This is a genomic window from Lysobacter sp. Soil_C_59 (assembly GCF_057656415.1).
In genome coordinates, this window is record NZ_JBDGKK010000004.1 from 360,521 (window position 1) to 378,084 (window position 17,564).

Annotated in this window: 14 protein-coding genes; 12 read left to right on the forward strand and 2 right to left on the reverse strand. The window is 67.2% G+C overall.

What is annotated here, in order from left to right:
- Positions 1-487 precede the first annotated feature (487 nt).
- From groES to glnE, 5 genes are all read left to right on the forward strand, one after another.
- Positions 488-775, forward strand: a complete 288-nt coding sequence (gene groES, locus AC3A3Q_RS10925; protein WP_487586276.1) for a co-chaperone GroES — start codon at positions 488-490, stop codon at positions 773-775.
- 143 nt (positions 776-918) lie between these two features.
- Complete coding sequence (gene groL / locus AC3A3Q_RS10930) at positions 919-2,556, forward strand: chaperonin GroEL (RefSeq protein WP_200608712.1); 1,638 nt, start codon at positions 919-921, stop codon at positions 2,554-2,556.
- A 397-nt stretch (positions 2,557-2,953) separates the two neighbouring features.
- A complete protein-coding gene (locus AC3A3Q_RS10935; RefSeq protein WP_487586277.1) occupies positions 2,954-3,562 on the forward strand; it encodes a DUF6445 family protein in 609 nt (202 codons plus the stop codon).
- A gap of 363 nt (positions 3,563-3,925) precedes the next feature.
- Positions 3,926-6,532, forward strand: coding sequence for a S8 family serine peptidase (locus AC3A3Q_RS10940; RefSeq protein WP_487586278.1), 2,607 nt, complete (start codon positions 3,926-3,928; stop codon positions 6,530-6,532).
- Positions 6,533-6,864: 332 nt separating this feature from the next.
- Positions 6,865-9,672 carry a bifunctional [glutamate--ammonia ligase]-adenylyl-L-tyrosine phosphorylase/[glutamate--ammonia-ligase] adenylyltransferase gene (gene glnE, locus AC3A3Q_RS10945; protein WP_487586279.1) on the forward strand — a complete coding sequence of 936 codons (2,808 nt, stop codon included), beginning with the start codon at positions 6,865-6,867 and terminating at the stop codon, positions 9,670-9,672.
- Positions 9,673-9,727: 55 nt separating this feature from the next.
- Here glnE and AC3A3Q_RS10950 read toward each other — a convergent pair whose 3' ends face one another.
- A complete protein-coding gene (locus AC3A3Q_RS10950; RefSeq protein ID WP_487586280.1) occupies positions 9,728-10,684 on the reverse strand; it encodes a mitochondrial fission ELM1 family protein in 957 nt (318 codons plus the stop codon).
- Positions 10,685-10,816: 132 nt separating this feature from the next.
- Here AC3A3Q_RS10950 and AC3A3Q_RS10955 point away from each other — a divergent pair, with 132 nt between their 5' ends.
- From AC3A3Q_RS10955 to AC3A3Q_RS10985, 7 genes are all read left to right on the forward strand, one after another.
- Positions 10,817-11,419, forward strand: a complete 603-nt coding sequence (locus AC3A3Q_RS10955; RefSeq protein WP_487586281.1) for a malonic semialdehyde reductase — start codon at positions 10,817-10,819, stop codon at positions 11,417-11,419.
- 38 nt (positions 11,420-11,457) lie between these two features.
- On the forward strand, positions 11,458-12,048 hold the full coding sequence (locus AC3A3Q_RS10960; protein ID WP_487586282.1) for a YceI family protein: 591 nt from the start codon (positions 11,458-11,460) through the stop codon (positions 12,046-12,048).
- Between the two features lie 10 nt (positions 12,049-12,058).
- Positions 12,059-12,766: a pirin family protein gene (locus tag AC3A3Q_RS10965; RefSeq protein WP_487586283.1), complete on the forward strand. Its 708-nt coding sequence runs from the start codon at positions 12,059-12,061 to the stop codon at positions 12,764-12,766.
- Positions 12,767-12,841: 75 nt separating this feature from the next.
- A complete protein-coding gene (locus AC3A3Q_RS10970) occupies positions 12,842-13,039 on the forward strand; it encodes a zinc-finger domain-containing protein (protein ID WP_487586284.1) in 198 nt (65 codons plus the stop codon).
- Positions 13,040-13,073: 34 nt separating this feature from the next.
- Positions 13,074-14,201, forward strand: coding sequence for a glycosyltransferase (locus tag AC3A3Q_RS10975; protein WP_487586285.1), 1,128 nt, complete (start codon positions 13,074-13,076; stop codon positions 14,199-14,201).
- The gene (locus AC3A3Q_RS10980) at positions 14,182-15,489 is read left to right on the forward strand and encodes an O-antigen ligase family protein (RefSeq protein ID WP_487586286.1); all 1,308 of its coding nucleotides are present in this window, start codon (positions 14,182-14,184) and stop codon (positions 15,487-15,489) included. Before AC3A3Q_RS10975 ends, AC3A3Q_RS10980 begins: the two co-directional genes overlap by 20 nt.
- 168 nt (positions 15,490-15,657) lie before the next feature.
- Positions 15,658-16,512 (forward strand): MBL fold metallo-hydrolase, encoded by an 855-nt coding sequence (locus tag AC3A3Q_RS10985; protein WP_487586287.1) that lies wholly within the window; start codon positions 15,658-15,660, stop codon positions 16,510-16,512.
- 23 nt (positions 16,513-16,535) lie between these two features.
- Here AC3A3Q_RS10985 and lpxL read toward each other — a convergent pair whose 3' ends face one another.
- A complete protein-coding gene (gene lpxL / locus AC3A3Q_RS10990) occupies positions 16,536-17,471 on the reverse strand; it encodes an LpxL/LpxP family Kdo(2)-lipid IV(A) lauroyl/palmitoleoyl acyltransferase (protein ID WP_487586288.1) in 936 nt (311 codons plus the stop codon).
- Positions 17,472-17,564: the final 93 nt, after the last annotated feature.

Genomic DNA, 17,564 nt, shown 5'->3' on the forward strand with positions numbered 1-17,564 from the left:
ATATTCACCAGGTGACTGAGATTCGCCCAATGCTGTGTCCACTGGGTAGCACTGAGCGCCGATTGCAGCAGTGAAGTTCAATAGTTTCAAGCATTCCATGAAGGACGTGATACCGGGAGTCAGCAGGACACCGCTGGTCGAAAAAGCCCGCAGGGACGAAGATTGACCCCTGCCGACAAGGGCGTTGGTAGTGACAAGGCGTCGGTTCGGGGCCGTGCGCAGGACGCGACGAGCACAGGACAGCCACCTCCGCACCAGAAAGAGCGCGTTCCCTCGGGGGCGCGCTCTTTCTTTTTGTAGCGGCCGCAGCTGCCTGGAATGCCCGGCCCCTTGAAAGCCCGCCGCGGCCCCCCAATCTCCCCCGCTGTCCCGGTTCGCCGGGTTTCTTCGTCCCTGACATTGGCACTCGTCAGGGTCGACTGCTAAAATTCACCCAGTTTTGCTGTCCGTTCAACAACTTACGTAAATCCCTCGGAGATTTGTCGCGATGAATATCAAGCCGCTCTACGACCGCGTGGTCATCAAGCGCATGGAAGAAGAAAAGATGTCCGCTGGCGGCATCGTGATTCCGGACTCGGCCACCGAGAAGCCGATCAAGGGTGAAGTCGTCGCTGTCGGCACCGGCAAGGTCCTCGACAACGGCAACGTCCGCCCGGTCTCGGTGAAGGTCGGCGACAAGGTCCTGTTCGGCAAGTACAGCGGTACCGAGGTCAAGCTCGACGGCACCGAATTCCTGGTGGTCAAGGAAGACGACATCTTCGCGGTGCTCGGCTAAGCGAAGCGCAACGGGAAGAGGGAGCAGGGAAGAGGGAATGAAGCGCAATGCGCGCGTTCCGCACCCCGTTCCATCCCGTCAGTCGTCAAAGCCTTTCGTTCCCTATTCCCCATTCCCCATTCCCGCTTTTGAGGTAACAACAAATGGCTGCCAAGGAAATTCGTTTCGGTGAGGACGCGCGCGTCAAGATGCTGCGCGGCGTCAATGTGCTCGCCAATGCCGTCAAGGCCACGCTCGGCCCGAAGGGTCGCAACGTCGTGCTCGAGAAGAGCTTCGGCGCCCCGACCATCACCAAGGACGGCGTCTCCGTCGCCAAGGAAATCGAGCTTGCCGACAAGTTCGAGAACATGGGCGCGCAGATGGTGAAGGAAGTCGCTTCCAAGACCTCCGACAACGCCGGTGACGGCACCACCACCGCCACCGTGCTGGCCCAGGCGCTGATCCGCGAGGGCATGAAGGCCGTCGCTGCCGGCATGAACCCGATGGACCTCAAGCGCGGTATCGACAAGGCCGTCGTCGCTGCCGTCGACGAGCTGAAGAAGATCTCCAAGCCGTCCTCGACCAGCAAGGAAATCGCCCAGGTCGGTACGATCTCGGCCAACTCCGACGCCAACATCGGCGACCTCATCGCCCAGGCGATGGACAAGGTCGGCAAGGAAGGCGTGATCACCGTTGAAGACGGTTCGGGCCTGGAGAACGAGCTCGACGTCGTCGAGGGCATGCAGTTCGACCGCGGCTACCTGTCGCCGTACTTCATCAACAACCAGCAGTCGATGCAGGCCGAGCTGGACGATCCGTTCATCCTGCTGCACGACAAGAAGATCTCCAACGTGCGTGACCTGCTGCCCGTCCTCGAGGGCGTGGCCAAGGCCGGCAAGCCGCTGCTGATCATCGCCGAGGAAGTCGAAGGCGAAGCGCTGGCGACCCTGGTGGTCAACACCATCCGCGGCATCGTCAAGGTCTGCGCCGTCAAGGCGCCGGGCTTCGGCGACCGTCGCAAGGCGATGCTGGAAGACATGGCCGTCCTCACCGGCGGCACCGTGATCTCCGAGGAAGTCGGCCTGCAGCTGGACAAGGCCACGATCAAGGACCTGGGCCGCGCGAAGAAGGTGCAGATCTCCAAGGAGAACACCACCATCATCGACGGCGCCGGCGAAGTGTCGGGCATCGAAGGCCGCATCAAGCAGATCAAGGCGCAGATCGAGGAGACCTCCTCCGACTACGACCGCGAGAAGCTGCAGGAGCGCGTGGCCAAGCTGGCCGGCGGCGTGGCGGTGATCAAGGTCGGTGCTTCGACCGAGATCGAGATGAAGGAAAAGAAGGCTCGCGTCGAAGACGCCCTGCACGCCACGCGTGCGGCCGTTGAAGAGGGCATCGTCCCGGGCGGCGGCGTTGCACTGCTGCGCGCCAAGGCTGCGATCGCCAACCTCAAGGGTGCCAACGAAGACCAGAACCACGGCATCCAGATCGCCCTGCGCGCGATGGAAGCGCCGCTGCGCGAGATCGTGACCAACGCCGGTGAAGAGCCGTCGGTCATCGTCAACAAGGTCGCCGAGGGCAAGGGCAGCTTCGGCTACAACGCCGCCAACGGCGAGTTCGGCGACATGATCGAGCTGGGCATCCTGGACCCGACCAAGGTCACCCGCACCGCGCTGCAGAACGCAGCTTCCATCGCCGGTCTGATGATCACGACCGAAGCGATGGTTGCCGAGCTGCCGAAGAAGGACGAGCCGGCGATGCCGGGCGGCGGCATGGGCGGCATGGGCGGCATGGACTTCTAAGTCCCCGTCTTCTGTTGTTTGCTACACAAGGAACCCCGCAGAAATGCGGGGTTCTTTTTTTTGCCGTCATCCCGGCGAACGCCGGGACCCATTTTGACGTTGCCGTTGCTCTTGCTCCGGAGCGGCGTCGTCCGCCGGGCCGGGGATTGCTCCGCCCCTTCGCCGGACATCCTGTCCGGAGGCGGGGCGCGGGACATCCATGTCCCGCTGCTACGCAATCCCCAGCCCGTCGAACGCCGCTCCGGCATTTCATCGCCCGGTCTTCGTCGGTAAGCCGTCATTCCCGCGCAGGCGGGAACCCAGCGTCGTTGATTCCTTAGCCCGTCATTCCCGCGAAGGCGGGAACCCATGGACGTTGCTCTGGCCGGTCATCCCCGCGCCGGCTAAGCTCGCGCGCATGCCGACCTCCCTGATCATCGTTGACGACTTCCTCAGCCCGCGCGACGCGCTGCAGCTGCGTGAGGTCGGGCTGAAGCTGACCTATCCCGAACAGCAGGGCGCGTTTCCCGGTCGCAACTCGCTCGAGCGCATCGAGATCGATGGTCTGGAGCACAGCGTCTCGCACCTGGTCGGTGAGCGCGTGCGGCCGGTGTCGCCGCTGCAATCGCATGCCAAGTTCCGCATGACGCTGGCATCGGACAGCGGACGGGCGAAGGTGCACATCGACCAGGCGTACTGGTCGGCCATCCTGTACCTCAGTCGTCCCGAGGATTGCATGGGGGGCACCGAGTTCTTCCGCCACCGCCCCACCAACACCGACCGCGCGCCGATCACCGATGAAGAGATGCGCGCGATGGGCTTCGCGTCGATGGAGCAGATGCACCGCGAGATCATCGAGCGCGACAGCACCGATGAGTCGAAGTGGGAGCTCACCATGCACGCGCCGATGCGCTTCAACCGGCTGGTGCTGTTGCGGCCGTGGTTGTGGCACACGGCCGGGCCCGCATTCGGCGATCGCCTCGAGAACGGCCGACTGGTCTACCTGATGTTCTTCGCAGCGGCGTAATCGCGCCCCTCTCGTCGTTCCCGCGCAGGCGGGAATCCATGGACGCTGCCCTGACGCCGCCATTCGCGCAGTCGTGAAAGGTGGTTTCAAGCCGCGCGACCGGCAATTTCCATGCCACCTGATCGCCCCATTCACTGGCCGACGCGCAGTCGTAAGCGCGTTTGACTCCTTGCGCTATCGCTCGAGCCCCGGGCACGGCGTGAAGCCATTGTGAAATTCCGACGCAGTCATCTTCGCTGTGTCGGGAGGCGCGAATTCTTGTTGCATTGCCGCGCGCGGAGGCGACCGTTTTCAGGCAACAATGGCACCACAGGGGGCTGTTGCATTTTGCGTCATCACCTATTTTGAAGAAGGGGATTCGCAGTGAAGAAGCCATCCGTACTTGTCGTTACGGCGCTCGCGAGCGCCTGCATGGTCGCACTCGCCGCACCGGGTGCCGCCTTGCTTAACCAGGTTTTCCCCGACGAGCCCCTTGCCGAGCCCGAAGCCGGACCGCCGAAGGATGAAACCCCGCAACGCTGGTTCGTCGAACTCAGCGCCGCCCCCAAATCCGATGGCGGCTCCGAAGCATCGCTCCAGGCCGAGAAGAAAGCCTTCCGTGATGGCGCCCGTGCCGCGCGGATCAACTACCGCGAGAACTTCGCCTATGGCGATCTGTTCAACGGCCTGTCGATCACCGTGACGCGCAACCAGCTGAGCACCGTCGCGCGCCTGCCGGGCGTCAAGGCGATCTGGCCGGTCGAAGTGATGCAGATGCCGGACCCGGTGGCCAACCCGCAGCCCGATCTCTACACCGCGCTGTCGATGACCGGCGCCGACATCGCGCAGAATGAACTCGGACTCGATGGTCGCGGCATCCGCGTGGCAGTCATGGACACGGGCCTGGACATCGACCACCCCGACTTCGGTGGCAACGGCACCAACCACAGCACCGCATTCCCGACCGCTCGTGTGATAAGGGGCTGGGACTTCGTCGGCGATGCGTTCAATGCCGACCCGGCTTCGCCCACGTACAACCCGGTCGCCACGCCTGACAACAACCCCGACGACTGCAACGGCCATGGCACGCACGTGGCGGGCATCATCGGCGCCAACGGCGTGGTCAAGGGTGTCGCGCCCAAGGTGAAGTTCGGTGCCTATCGCGTCTTCGGCTGCGAAGGCTCGACCACCGCCGACATCATGATCGCGGCCATGGAGCGCGCCCACCACGACGGCATGGACGTGCTCAACATGAGCATTGGCTCGACCTACCAGTGGCCGGAATATCCGACCGCCAAGGCCGCCTCGCGCCTGGTCAACAAGGGGATCGTGGTGGTGGCTTCGGCTGGCAACAGCGGCGCCACCGGCATGTACTCCACTGGTGCCCCCAGCACTGGCGAGAAGGTCATCTCGGTTGCGTCGTTCGACAACATCGCCGCGCGCCAGCGCTACTTCACGGCTTCGCCCGATGCGCTGAAGGTCGGCTTCAACCAGGCAACCGGTTCGCCGCTGGCGCCCTCGTCGGGTAGCGCACCGCTGGGCCGCGTCGGCACGGCGACCACGACAGATGCCGCCTGCGCCGCGTTGCCGGCCGGCAGCCTCACGGGCCAGGTCGCGCTGATCCGTCGCGGTACCTGCTCGTTCTACATCAAGGCGATCAATGCGCAGAACGCCGGTGCGGTCGGCGCGGTGCTGTACGACAACGTTGTCGCCGCTCCGCTCAACCCGACTGTCGCCGGCACGCCGTCGGTGAACATCCCGGTGGTCGGCACCACCAAGGCGTTCGGCGACGTGCTCGATGGCCGGCTGGCGAGTGGTCCGGTCGAACTGACCTGGACCGGCGCAACCGACTCGTTCCCGAACGCGGTCGGCGGCTACATTTCAGCGTTCAGTGCCTATGGCCTGTCGCCTGACCTGACGCTCAAGCCTGACATCGGTGCACCGGGCGGTGCGATCTACTCGACCTATCCGCTCGAGAACGGTGGCTACGCAACGATCAGCGGCACCTCGATGGCATCGCCGCATGTGGCAGGCGCCGCAGCGCTGTTGCTGCAGTCGGCGCCGAACACCAATGCCAGGAACGTGGCGGCCATCCTGCAGAACTCCGCCGTGCCCAAGAACTGGTCGCTCGGCCCGGCCACGGGCTTGCTCGACCATGTGCATCGTCAAGGCGCGGGCATGCTGCGCATCGACGACGCCGTGACGGCCGCCGTCCGGATCAACCCGGGCAAGCTGTCGTTGGGCGAGGGCACCAGTGGTCCGACCACGCACGCGATCACGCTGAAGAACACCGGCAAGACCGCCGTGACCTACACGTTGTCCTACGTCAACGCGATCACCACCGGCCCCAACACCTTCACGCCTACGTTCTTCGTGGGTTCGGCCGGCGTGACCTTCTACTCGCCGACGGTGACGGTGCAAAAGAAGCAGAGCGTGACCATCCCGGTGACCATCACGCCTGCGGCGGATCAGCCGGGTGGCCAGTACGGCGGCTACGTGGTGTTCACGCCCAACGATGGCAGCCCGGTGCTGCGCGTGCCCTACGCCGGCTACATCGGTGACTACCAGCTGCGGCAGGTGCTTGTGCCGACCGTGAATGGATTCCCGTGGCTGGCGAAGTTGAATGCTGGCACCTTCACCAACCAGCCGGCCGGTGCGACGTACTCGATGGTCGGCGACGACATCCCGTTCTTCCTCGTCCACCACGACCACCAGGCCCGCGAGATGCGCCTGGATGTCTACGAGGCCGGTTCGGGCAAGCTCTGGTACACCGCCTACAAGGAAGAGTTCCTGGGCCGCAACTCCTCGGCGACAAGCTTCTTCGCCTATTCGTGGGACGGCATCACCACGAAGAACAAGAACAAGCAGCTGGTCGTGCCCAACGGCAGCTACATCCTGAGGCTGTACGTGCTCAAGGCGCTGGGTGATGAAAACAACCCGAACCATTGGGAGCAGTGGCAGTCGCCGGTGGTGACCATCGCGCGTCCCTGACCGTTAGACGAAACGAGGTAAGCCAGACCCCGCCGTGAGGCGGGGTCTGTGTTTTTGTGCGCTCTGCGCACGCAGGCACCGTCAAATCCCTATTCAGCGAATGGGTTTTCCACAGCTTCCTGAACCCGCGAGTTCTTTTTTGCAGTGCAGCGTGCAAGCCCCTAACGGTTCCTTCACGATCGGCCCCGCATCCCGACGTGGGGGAGGGAGCAGGCCCGCAACCGGTTCGACCGGGGCGGGCTTTTTTATTGCCCGGCCTTCTTGTTGCCGCGCTTTTCGACTGCCATGGCGTGCTGCTCCGGCTGCAAAGACGCGCATGCCATCATCTGTCGATGGACGATGTCGAACCCTTCATTTCGCGCGCACTCGCGCGCCTGCGCGCCGCGGCACCCGAGGCCTGGCACGCCGCTCCCGACCTTGATGCCCATCTGATCGCGCTGGCGCGAGCCAGCGACTTCGCGGTCGAAACCCTGCTGCGCCGGCCGGAACTGCTGCTGCGGCTGGCCGCCGACGCCGATGCGCCAAGTGAACACCTGCCGGACTTGCTGCCCGGCCACGGCGAACAATGGCCATCGTTGCTGCGGCGCCATCGCGCGTCCGAATCGACCCGCCTGATCTGGCGCGATGTGCTCGGCCTGGACGACGTCGACCAGACCCTCGCCGGCAGCACGCGCCTTGCAGAGCAGTGCCTGCAACTGGGCCTGGCTGCGCTGGAAAAGCAATTCGCGCAGCGTCATGGCGTGGTGCGCGATCGCGAGGGCAATCCGCAGCGACTGGTGGTGTTCGGCCTGGGCAAGCTTGGCGGCGAAGAACTCAACTTCAGTTCCGACGTAGACCTGGTCTACGCCTACGAGCATGACGGCGAGTCCGACGGGCCGCGCCCGCTGGATGCCGAACATTACTTCGCCCGCCTCGGCCAGCAACTGGCGAAACTGCTCGACGAGCTGACCGTCGATGGCTTCTGCCATCGCGTCGACCTGCGCCTGCGGCCGTATGGCAACGCCGGCCGCGTGGCCTGGTCATTTACCGCGATGGAGCAGTACTTCCAGCGCGAGGGCCGAGACTGGGAGCGCTATGCCTGGCAGAAGGCACGGCCGGTGGCCGGCGACACCGAGGCGGGCGAGCGCTTCCTCGATGGCCTGCGGCCCTTCGTCTACCGCCGCTATCTCGACTTCGGCGCGCTCGATGGTTTGCGCGCGATGAAGGCCGCCATCAGCGCCGAGGTCGCGCGCAAGGAACTGGCCGACGACATCAAGCGCGGTCCCGGTGGCATCCGCGAGATCGAATTCCTGGTGCAGGCGCTGCAGCTGATTTACGGCGGCCGCGAACCGGCGCTGCGTGGCCGTCGGTTGCTGCCGGCGCTGCAGGCGCTGGTGGAGGCACGCCAGGTCAGCGAAGAGGCCGCGGCCTTGCTGGCTCAGGCCTACCGTTACCTGCGCCAGCTGGAGAACCGCCTGCAGATGCTGCGTGACGCGCAGACCCATGCGCTGCCCGAGGCGCCGCAAGACCGTGCGCGCATAGCGACTGCATTGGCCTACACCGACTGGGACACGCTGCGTGATTCGCTGGACGTGCAGCGTGGTCGCGTCACCGCCGAGTTCGAGGCCCTGCTCGCGCCACGCCGCCGCCGCAATGCACCCGACGCGCTGACCGCCTACTGGCGCGCGCTGCCCGACAGTGGCGACAGTGCGGTGCTCGCCGACGCCGGCTTCATCGAGGCCGACAACGCCGATGCGGTGCTGCGCGATTTTGCCCGCAGCCCCGGCGTGCGCGGCCTGTCCGACAGTGCCCGCGCCCGCCTCGATCGCGTACTGCCGGCGCTGCTGCAGGCCGCGACGGCGTCGAGCGAACCGATGCTTGCGCTGAAGCGACTGCTGTCGCTGCTGCACAACGTGCTGCGCCGCAGTGCCTACCTCGCTCTGCTCGACGAACAGCCGGCGGCACTGGCGCGGCTGGTGGAAGTGGTCAGCCGCAGTGCCCTGCTGGCAGAGCGCCTGGCCGCGTATCCGCTGCTGCTCGACGAACTGCTCGATGCGCGCGTGGCCGGACCGTTGCCGGGGCGCGAGGCATTGCATGCCGCCTGCTTCGCCGTCGCGCAGGGCGATGACGACGATGCCGAGGCGGTGCTGCAATCCCTCAATGAAGTGCGCCAGGCACTGAGCTTCCGCATCGCGATGGCGCTGCGCGACGGCCGCCAGAGCGCTGCGGAAAGTGCCCGCCAGCTGGCATGGCTGGCCGACGGCGTGGTGATGCGCGTGCTGCACCTGGCCGATCACGAGGTCGCCAGCGCGCACGGTCGCATCGACGGCGCGCGCTTCGCCGTGCTTGGTTACGGCAGCCTGGGCGGCGAGGAGCTGGGATTTGGTTCAGACCTCGACCTGGTGTTCCTCTATGAGGCGCCCGGTGGCGAGGGCGCGTATTCGGACGGCGCGCGACCGCTGGAGGCCTCGCGCTGGTTCGCACGCCTGGCACAGAAGGTGGTTGCCCTGTTGGGCGCAGTCACCGGCGCTGGCCGCCTGTTCGATGTCGATGTACGCCTGCGACCGGACGGCGCCAAGGGGCTGCTGGTCTCGAGCCTGGCCAGTTACCGCGATTACCAGCGCGAGCGTGCCTGGACCTGGGAACACCAGGCGCTGGTGCGCGCGCGTTTCGTCGCCGGTGACGAAACGCTCGGTGCCGCCTTCGAGGAAGTACGGGCACAGACACTGGCACGGCCGCGCGATGCCGCCGCTTTGTGCGGCGACGTGGTGGCGATGCGCCGGCGCATGCGCGCCGAGCTCGATCGCAGCGATGCAGCCGCGTTCGACCTCAAGCAGGGCGAGGGCGGCCTGGTCGACCTGGAGTTCCTGCTGCAGTACGCGGTGCTGGCCGAATCGCTCGAGCACCGCGACTGGCTGCAGCCGCGCAGCACGCCCGAGTTGATCCGCGCGATGTCCGCCAGCGGCTGGTTCGGCGCGGATGAAACCGACGCGCTGCTGCAGGCGCACGCGGTGCTGCTTGAGGCCGGCCTGGCATGCACGCTCGACCGTCGCCAGCGACGGTTGCCGGTCACCGATGCGATTGCAGCGGCGAGGACGTCGATCAGCGAAGCGGCGCAGCGCCGCGGCCTGGCCTTCGACGGCGAGCCATCCGCCGTGTAGGAGCGAGCTTGCTCGCGAACAGTCCTGACGATTCAGATCGCGAGCAAGCTCGCTCCTACCAGCGCAGGCGTGCCTGCACCTGCGCTGCGACCCGTGCGGTTTCGCGCAGCGGCGTCACAGGATAGGGATCGGGCGCCTGGTCGAGCGCGCGAATGCGGCCGCGCTCCAGCAAGCTGGCGAGGAAGCGTCGCGGTCGGCCATCGATGCGGTCGACTCCGGCAACGAACACAGGTGCCCACGTGGCCGCTGCCTCCGACAGCATGTTGACCGAGTCGGCCGTGCAGACGATGCGGTCGGCCCAGCCGAGCAGGCCGGCGTAAGGATTGGCGCCGTCGGCCTCACCGCGCCAGACCACGCCAGGCAGCGCCGACAGGCGTTCGCGCAGGCGTTGCCGCACCGGCGCCGGCGTACGCCGCGATGCGGTCGCCAACACGCTTCCGCCTTCGCTCCGCACGATCGATTCCACCTGCGCCAGCACGCGCTCGTAGAGGGTGTCGTCGAAGCGCGCATGGGCGCTCGCGCCGCCGAGCAGCAAGGCGGTGCGCGGGCCGGGCAGGGCGGAGTAACTGTCGAAGTCGCGGCGCGCCGCCGCCAGCCACAAGTCGTCGACCGGGTGCAGGCTGCCCAGCAGGGCGATGACGTTGTCGCCGCGCAGGCGATCGTGCTCGGGTGCGATCACCAGGTCCCAATGATCGGTCGCGATGCGCGGGTCGAGGATCTGAACCGCGCGTGCGCCGCGCCCGCGCAGCAGGCGCGTTGCCAGCGCCGCCTGGCGGCCGCAGCCGATGGCCAGGCGCGGAGGCGCGGCCCGGGCGAAATCCTCGCCAAACGCGCGGCCGGAACCGGGCCATTGGCGCGGAGCCAGCCAGTGCCAAGGCGCCTGCGGCTGCAGGGTCCAGTCCCGGAACGGCTGGCCCAGCGCGTGTGCCAATGCGTCCGCCTGGCGGCGGTTTCCGGCCTTGGCGTCACTGAGCGACCACACCGTGGCGCTGTGCGCGCTTGCATTGTTCACACTGGCAGACCGCTGTTGTTGCACGATTGTGCTTAATCCGTTCTGGAAGCGTCGGGTGTTGCGATTGCGCCAGACTCTACACTTTCATACCTCGGCCGCGGGCTGTCCCGGCGGCTTCAATTGGAGTACCTGATGTCGCACCCGTCCCACGCCGCCCTCCCTGATGCAGTGCTCGATCAGCTGTTCCGCACCGCCCGCACGCACAACGAGCTTACCGGCGAGGTCAGCGACGAGACCCTGCATCAGCTCTACGAGCTGGCGAAGTGGGGCCCGACCAGCGCCAACATGTCGCCGCTGCGACTGGTGTTCGTGAAGTCGGCGCAGGCCAAGGCGCGGCTGGCGCCGGCCCTGGACGAGGGCAACTACGCCAAGACCCTGGCCGCGCCGGTCACGGCGATCGTCGGTTTCGACATGGCGTTCTACGAAAAGCTCCCGTACCTGTTCCCGCATACCGATGCGCGCTCCTGGTTCGATGGCCGCCCGGCACACGACCTGGAGGTCATCGCCCTGCGCAATGGCAGCCTGCAGGGCGCCTATGTGCTGATGGCCGCGCGCGCGCTCGGCCTGGATTGCGGCCCGATGTCGGGCTTCAAGAACGCCATCGTCGACGAGGCGTTCTTCGCCGGGACCCAGGTCAAGTCCAACTTCCTGATCAACCTCGGCCATGGCGATCCCGCCAAGCTGTTCGCGCGTTCACCGCGGCTGTCGTTCGACGAAGCCGCGCAGATCCTCTGATTCTTTTCGTTCGCCCCCTCCACAAGGAGCTCCACCTCATGTTCAAGCGCATCGCACTGGTTGTCGCCCTCGCCGCCGCCAGCACCGTCGCCGTCGCCGCGCCGGTCACCTACAAGATCGATCCCAACCACACCGACGTCGTCGCCAGCTGGAGCCATTTCGGCTACTCCAACCCGATCGCCCATTTCGGCGACGTCGATGGCGTCATCGTCTATGACGCCGACCACGTCGGCGCCTCCAAGGTCGAAGTGACCATCCCGCTGTCGGGCCTGGAAGCCAACGTGGCGGACTTCAACGAGCACCTGCGCAGCGCCGACTTCTTCGACGCCGAGAAGTACCCGACCATCACCTTCAAGAGCACCAAGGTCGAAGCCGCCGGTGACAAGAAGCTGCGCGTGTTCGGTGACCTGACCCTGCACGGCGTGACCAAGCCGGTCGTGCTCGACACGACCATCAACAAGATCGCCGAGCACCCGATCTCCAAGCGCGCCGCGGCCGGCTTCGATGCCACCACCACGATCAAGCGCAGCGATTTCGGCGTCGACAAGTACGCACCCAACGTCAGCGACGCGGTGACCATCCGCATCACGACCGAAGCCAGCGTGCCCAAGCCGGAAGCGAAGAAGTAAGCTTGCGGCAATGATCATCGAACGCCCATCCAGCGCCCGCGGCCACGTCCAGGCGGGTTGGCTCGACAGCCGCCACACGTTCTCGTTTGGCGGTTACTACGACCCGGCCTGGATGGGCTTCGGACCCTTGCGGGTGATCAACGAAGACCGCGTCGATGGCGGCGCGGGCTTCCCGCCACACCGGCACGCCAACATGGAGATCCTCAGCTACGTGATCTCCGGCGAGCTGGCCCACAAGGACAGCAGCGGTGGCGGTGGCGTGATCGGCGCCGGCGAGCTGCAGTGGATGAGTGCCGGCCACGGGGTCGAGCACAGCGAATACAACGGGTCTGCAACTGCGCCGGTGCATTTCCTGCAGATCTGGATCCAGCCCTCGCGGCTCAACCACGAACCGGCTTACGCCCAGCGTGCAGCCATCGACGCCGACACGCGTGGCTGGACGCTGCTGGCCACGCCGGACGGCCGCGAAGGCAGCCTGCCAGTGCGCCAGGACGCGATCGTGCGCGATGTGCGCCTGGATCGCGGCGAGACCGCCGAGCATCCGCTCGATCCGTCGCGGCTGTACTGGTTGCAGGTAGTGGCTGGCAGCATCAGCGCCAACGGCCGGCCATTGCAGGCAGGCGATGCGCTGGGCTTCCAGGGCGAATCCGGCCCGCTGCGGCTGGAGGGCGCCGGCGAAGGCCGCGCCGATGTCCTGCTGTTCGACCTGGCGCACTGAGCCAGGCCTCGCTTTGGGGTGGCCGGGCAGCGGCCTGCTAAACTAGCGGTCCCGCGTCGCCACCTGTCCCGTCCCATGACCGCAGCCACCGCCCATCCGACCCAGGCCAACGCCGAGAAGCGCTATGTGGTGCATCGCGGCGACCTGCCGCTGAGCTGCCCGCTGCCGTCGATGGCGCTGTGGAACTCGCACCCGCGCGTCTACCTGCCGGTCGAGGAAGAGGGCGACGTGCAGTGCCCGTACTGCGGCTCGCATTTCGTCCTGGAAGACTGACGCTTCCGTCGACGCCCATCCGACGGGACGTGCCATGCGTCGACTGACCGTCGTCCAGCTGCTACCGGCGCTGGAATCCGGCGGCGTCGAACGCTCCACCCTCGAGGTCGCGCAGGCGCTGGTCGATGCCGGCCATCGCGCCGTGGTCGTTTCCGCCGGCGGCCGCCTGGTGCCAAGGCTGCAGGCGCTCGGCGCCGAACACATCACCCTCGACATCGGCCGCAAGTCGCTGCTGACCCTGCGCCATGTCCGCACCCTGCGCGCGCTGCTGCTGCGCGAAGGCGCCGACATCGTGCACGCGCGTTCGCGACTGCCGGCCTGGATCGGCGTGCTGGCGCTGCGCGGCATTCCCGCGCCGCAACGACCGCACCTGGTCACGACCGTCCACGGCCTCAACTCGCCTTCGCGCTACAGCGCGGTGATGACGCGTGGCGAGCGGGTGATCTGCGTTTCGCAGACGGTGCGCGATTACGTGCTCCGGCATTATTCCGACACCGACGCGGCCAAGCTGCGCGTCATCGAACGAGGCATCGACCCTGCCCAGTTTCCGCACGCACCGCTGCCCGACACGGCGGCGCGGGCGTGGGCTGCGTCGCTGCACCCGGAGCTGGGCGGCAGCGGTCCGCTGTTGCTGCTGCCGGGTCGCGGTACGCGATTGAAGGGGCATGCCGACGCGCTCGACCTGCTTGCGCGCCTGCGCGGCGACGGCCTCGACGCGCGGCTGTGGTTGCCCGGTGCGCGCGAAGCTGGCCGCGAGGCCTACATCGCCGAACTCGAACGCGAGGCGGCCGAGCGTGGCATTGCCGGGGCAGTGTCTTTCACGGAAGCGACCGACGCGATCGCCCGCGCCTACGCCGCCAGCGACCTGGTGCTGCAGCTCTCGCGCAAGCCCGAGTCGTTCGGGCGCACGGTGCTGGAGGCCTTGTCCGTGGGACGGCCGCTGCTGGGCTGGAACCATGGCGGCGTCGGCGAACTGCTGGCGCGCTGGCAGCCCGACGGCGCGGTCGCACCGTTCGACCTGGGTGCGCTGCATCACAGAGCCTACGAACTCCTTACGCATCCGGCGGCGCCAACGGCTAGGATTCCCGATTCGCTGCGCGCGATGCAGGAGGCCACGCTTGCCGTCTACGCCGAACTCTCCGATGACCGCCGCTGCCGCTGACACCGGTGGCGCGCCGCGCACGCACGGCTGGCGCTGGGCGCCGGCCTGGATCCTGACCTACGTCGCCCTGTGGCCAGCACCGGGCTACGCCGAAGGCGTGCTGGTGCTTGGCGCTCTGGCGGCGATCATCCACCTGGCCATGTCGCGTTTCCGCGGCGGCACGAAGCTGTTGAGCAATCCGGCCTGGGCGCTGACCAGCGTGCTGTTCTTCGCCTACTGGACGCCGGAGCTGGTGTCGGCGATCGATGCCATCGACCCCGGCCGTGCGCTGCGCGAAGCCGCGGTCGACCTGCGCTACCTGCCGTTCCTGTGGCTGGTCGCGGCGGCCGTGGCCGAGCCGCGCGGTCGCCGTGTCACCTTCACCGGGCTGGCGGTGATCCTGGCGATCTGGACGGCCGACGCGCTGTTGCAGGCGGCCACCGGCAGCAGCCCGCTGTTCTCCGGCATCGATGGCATCAAGCATGCGATCAGTGGCCACGGCATGTGCACTCCGCAGGAAGTGGCCAGCGTCGACCGTCTCAGTGGTGTGTTGGGGCCGTGCAACCTCAAGCTTGGGCCGGTGCTGGCAAGCCTGTCGCCGTTCCTGTTGTTCGCCGGTGGGCGTCGCCTGGGCACGATCGGCTGGCTGCTTGCCGCTGCCGCGCTCGGCGTCGTGCTGGTGCTGGCCGGCTCGCGCGCCTCGTGGATCACCTTCGCCGTCGCACTGGCACTGTCGGGCTGGCGGCTGCTGGGCTGGAAGAAGCTGGCGGCGGTATTCGTGTTTGGTGCGATCGCCGGCGCCGTGCTGAGCACGGCAGTGCCGCAGGTTCGCGAGCGCATCGACCGCACCACGCACGTGCTGACCGCCGATGTCGAAGGCGTCGACAGCGCCTTGTCCGGGCGCGCACGGATCTGGAGCGCGGCCCTGTGCATGGTGCGCGACCATCCGTTCAACGGCGTTGGCGCGCGCGGTTTCCGCGAGGCCTTCCCCCATTGCGATCCGGCGCCGGGGCAGACCGCCGCGTGGGGTGGTGGGCCGGCGCTGCATGCACACCAGATCGTGCTCGAGGTGTTGAGCGAGACCGGGCTGTTCGGCCTGCTGATGTGGCTGGCCGGCGTCGCCCTGGCGTGGCGCGCGTGGCGCTTTGCCGACGAGCAGGCGCGCGAGCGTGCGCGACCGGCGATGTGGGCGCTGGCGGCGACGGTATTCCCGCTCAACACCCACTTGGCGTTCTACTCGACGTTCTGGGGTGGGCTGACGTTGTTGCTGGCGGCCTTGTATGCCGGCAGCCTGCTGGCGCGCGAGTAGCGACTGACGCGATGCCATGAGCGTCGTCTGCCAATGAGCCGCGAAGCAGCGACGCGAACCTCCTGGCGGGCGCGCCCATCGTGCGCGCTGTTGTTGTGCATCCTCTTCTTCTGCGTGCTTGCCCAACCCGCCCTGGCGACAACGCCACCTGCGCCGGCGCCCCTGGAGATGGTAGTCCTCGGATCCGGTGGGCCAGGTGCCAGTGGCCGTGCCGGCGCCGCCTATGTGCTGCTGATGGATGGCGAGCCGCGCATCCTGGTCGACGCCGGGCCCGGCAGCCTGGTGCGCCTGGGCGAGGCAAAGCTGGACATCAGGCAGCTGGACACGGTGCTGCTGACCCACCTGCATGCCGATCACGCGGCCGAACTGCCTGGCATCGTCAAGGCGCGCGCGGTCAGCGCCCGCACCGACATCGGCTTCCACGTATTCGGCCCCGCCGGTGCGCAGGGCGATGGCGATGTCGCGGCGCGATTTCCGTCCACCAGTGGCTTCGTTGAACGGCTGTTCGGCAAGTCCGGCGCCTTCGCCTACCTGGCCGACTTCGCCGGCACCATCGACTTCACGACCTCAGACCTGTTTCCACTGGGCGATACCGATCCGTCCAGGGAGCCCCGGGTCATCCACCGCATCGGCGACCTCGTCATCAGCGCCGTCGCGGGGCATCACCGCGACGCGCCTGCGGTGATCTATCGGGTCGACTACAAGGGAAAACGCATAACCTTCAGTGGCGACATCGACGCCCAGGGGCATGCCGCCCTTACGCGGATCGCCAAAGGCGCCGACCTGCTCGTGTTCAATGCCGTCGTCCTCGACCCGCCCGACTCTCCGCCGGCGCTCTACGCGCTGCATACCTCGCCTGGTGATATCGGCCGGATTGCCGGGGCAGCCGGGGTCAAGGCAGTGCTGCTCAGCCATCTATCGGCGAGTGTGGACGAGTCACGCGAACGCGTATCGCGATCCATCCAGGCGCACTACGCCGGAAGAATGCAGTTCGCCCAGGACGGGATGCGGATCGAGCCCTAGCCGGCACGGCGCCAGCGTCATCCTCAATTGCGGCGCGCGTAAGGCGAGGTCATTCCAGGCGGCCGCCGCTTGAAGCGGCGATGGATCCACAGATACTGGCTCGGCGCTTCGCGCACCATCGCCTCGATCGCGGCGTTTACGCGGGTGCTGTCGACGGTGGCATCCGCAGAGGGGAAATCGGCCAGCGGCGCGCCGATGCGCAGCACGTAGTCGCCACCCTCGCGACGGTGGAAGAACGGTACGACCGCACTGCCGCTCAGGCGGGCGAACTGATGAGTGGCGGTGATGGTGGCGGCGGCGACGCCGAAGAACGGCGCGAACACCGTGTCCTTGCCACGCATGTCCTGGTCCGGCGCGTACCAAAGGAACCCGCCTTGCTTGAGGTGGCGGATCGCCGGGCGCACTTCCTCGTTGGTGAACATCGCCTTGGCATAGCGCAGGCGGCCGCGCTTGACCGCCCACTCCATCACCGGGCTGCGGTGGCGGCGGTACATGCCGGTCAGCGGCAGGTGGTCGCACATCAGCCGGCCGCACATCTCCAGGGTCATGAAATGGCCCGAGACCATCAGCACGCCGCGCCCTTGGGCGCGGATGTCGTCGAGCAGCTCCAGGCCCTCGATGCGCACGGTGCGCCGCATCGGCGTGACCGAGCCCCACCAGGCACGTGCAAACTCGAACAGGCCGATGCCCAGGTCGCGGAAGCTTTCGCGCAGCAGGCGCTCGCGCTCTTCCGGCGTCTTCTCCGGGAAGCACAGCGCCAGGTTGATCCGCGCCGCGCGGCGACGGTCGGCGGCCACCAGCAAGGCCAGTGCACCGATGCCGCGACCCAGCCAGCGCTGCAGCGCCCACGGAAAACGGGCGCCCAGGCACATCACGCCCAGCGCCAGCCACATCGGCCAGTGACGCGGGCCGAACGGCGGGGAGGGCGGCGAGGTGGGGGATTCGATTGCCTTGGCCATTGGTTGGATTCTAGGGGCGATGGAGGGAGGTGGAGCGGGAATGAGGGGCGGCAGTGTGGAGCGGGAACGACTGGCTGTCATTGCCCCGCGCTG

Coding starts and splice junctions, on each gene's coding strand:
- AC3A3Q_RS10985 (WP_487586287.1), top strand. CDS start 15,658: ATGGTAGTCCTCGGATCCGGTGGGCCAGGTGCCAGTGGCCGTGCCGGC.
- groL (WP_200608712.1), top strand. CDS start 919: ATGGCTGCCAAGGAAATTCGTTTCGGTGAGGACGCGCGCGTCAAGATG.
- lpxL (WP_487586288.1), bottom strand. CDS start 17,471: ATGGCCAAGGCAATCGAATCCCCCACCTCGCCGCCCTCCCCGCCGTTC.
- glnE (WP_487586279.1), top strand. CDS start 6,865: ATGGACGATGTCGAACCCTTCATTTCGCGCGCACTCGCGCGCCTGCGC.
- AC3A3Q_RS10935 (WP_487586277.1), top strand. CDS start 2,954: ATGCCGACCTCCCTGATCATCGTTGACGACTTCCTCAGCCCGCGCGAC.
- AC3A3Q_RS10965 (WP_487586283.1), top strand. CDS start 12,059: ATGATCATCGAACGCCCATCCAGCGCCCGCGGCCACGTCCAGGCGGGT.
- AC3A3Q_RS10960 (WP_487586282.1), top strand. CDS start 11,458: ATGTTCAAGCGCATCGCACTGGTTGTCGCCCTCGCCGCCGCCAGCACC.
- AC3A3Q_RS10970 (WP_487586284.1), top strand. CDS start 12,842: ATGACCGCAGCCACCGCCCATCCGACCCAGGCCAACGCCGAGAAGCGC.
- AC3A3Q_RS10975 (WP_487586285.1), top strand. CDS start 13,074: ATGCGTCGACTGACCGTCGTCCAGCTGCTACCGGCGCTGGAATCCGGC.
- AC3A3Q_RS10955 (WP_487586281.1), top strand. CDS start 10,817: ATGTCGCACCCGTCCCACGCCGCCCTCCCTGATGCAGTGCTCGATCAG.
- groES (WP_487586276.1), top strand. CDS start 488: ATGAATATCAAGCCGCTCTACGACCGCGTGGTCATCAAGCGCATGGAA.
- AC3A3Q_RS10980 (WP_487586286.1), top strand. CDS start 14,182: ATGACCGCCGCTGCCGCTGACACCGGTGGCGCGCCGCGCACGCACGGC.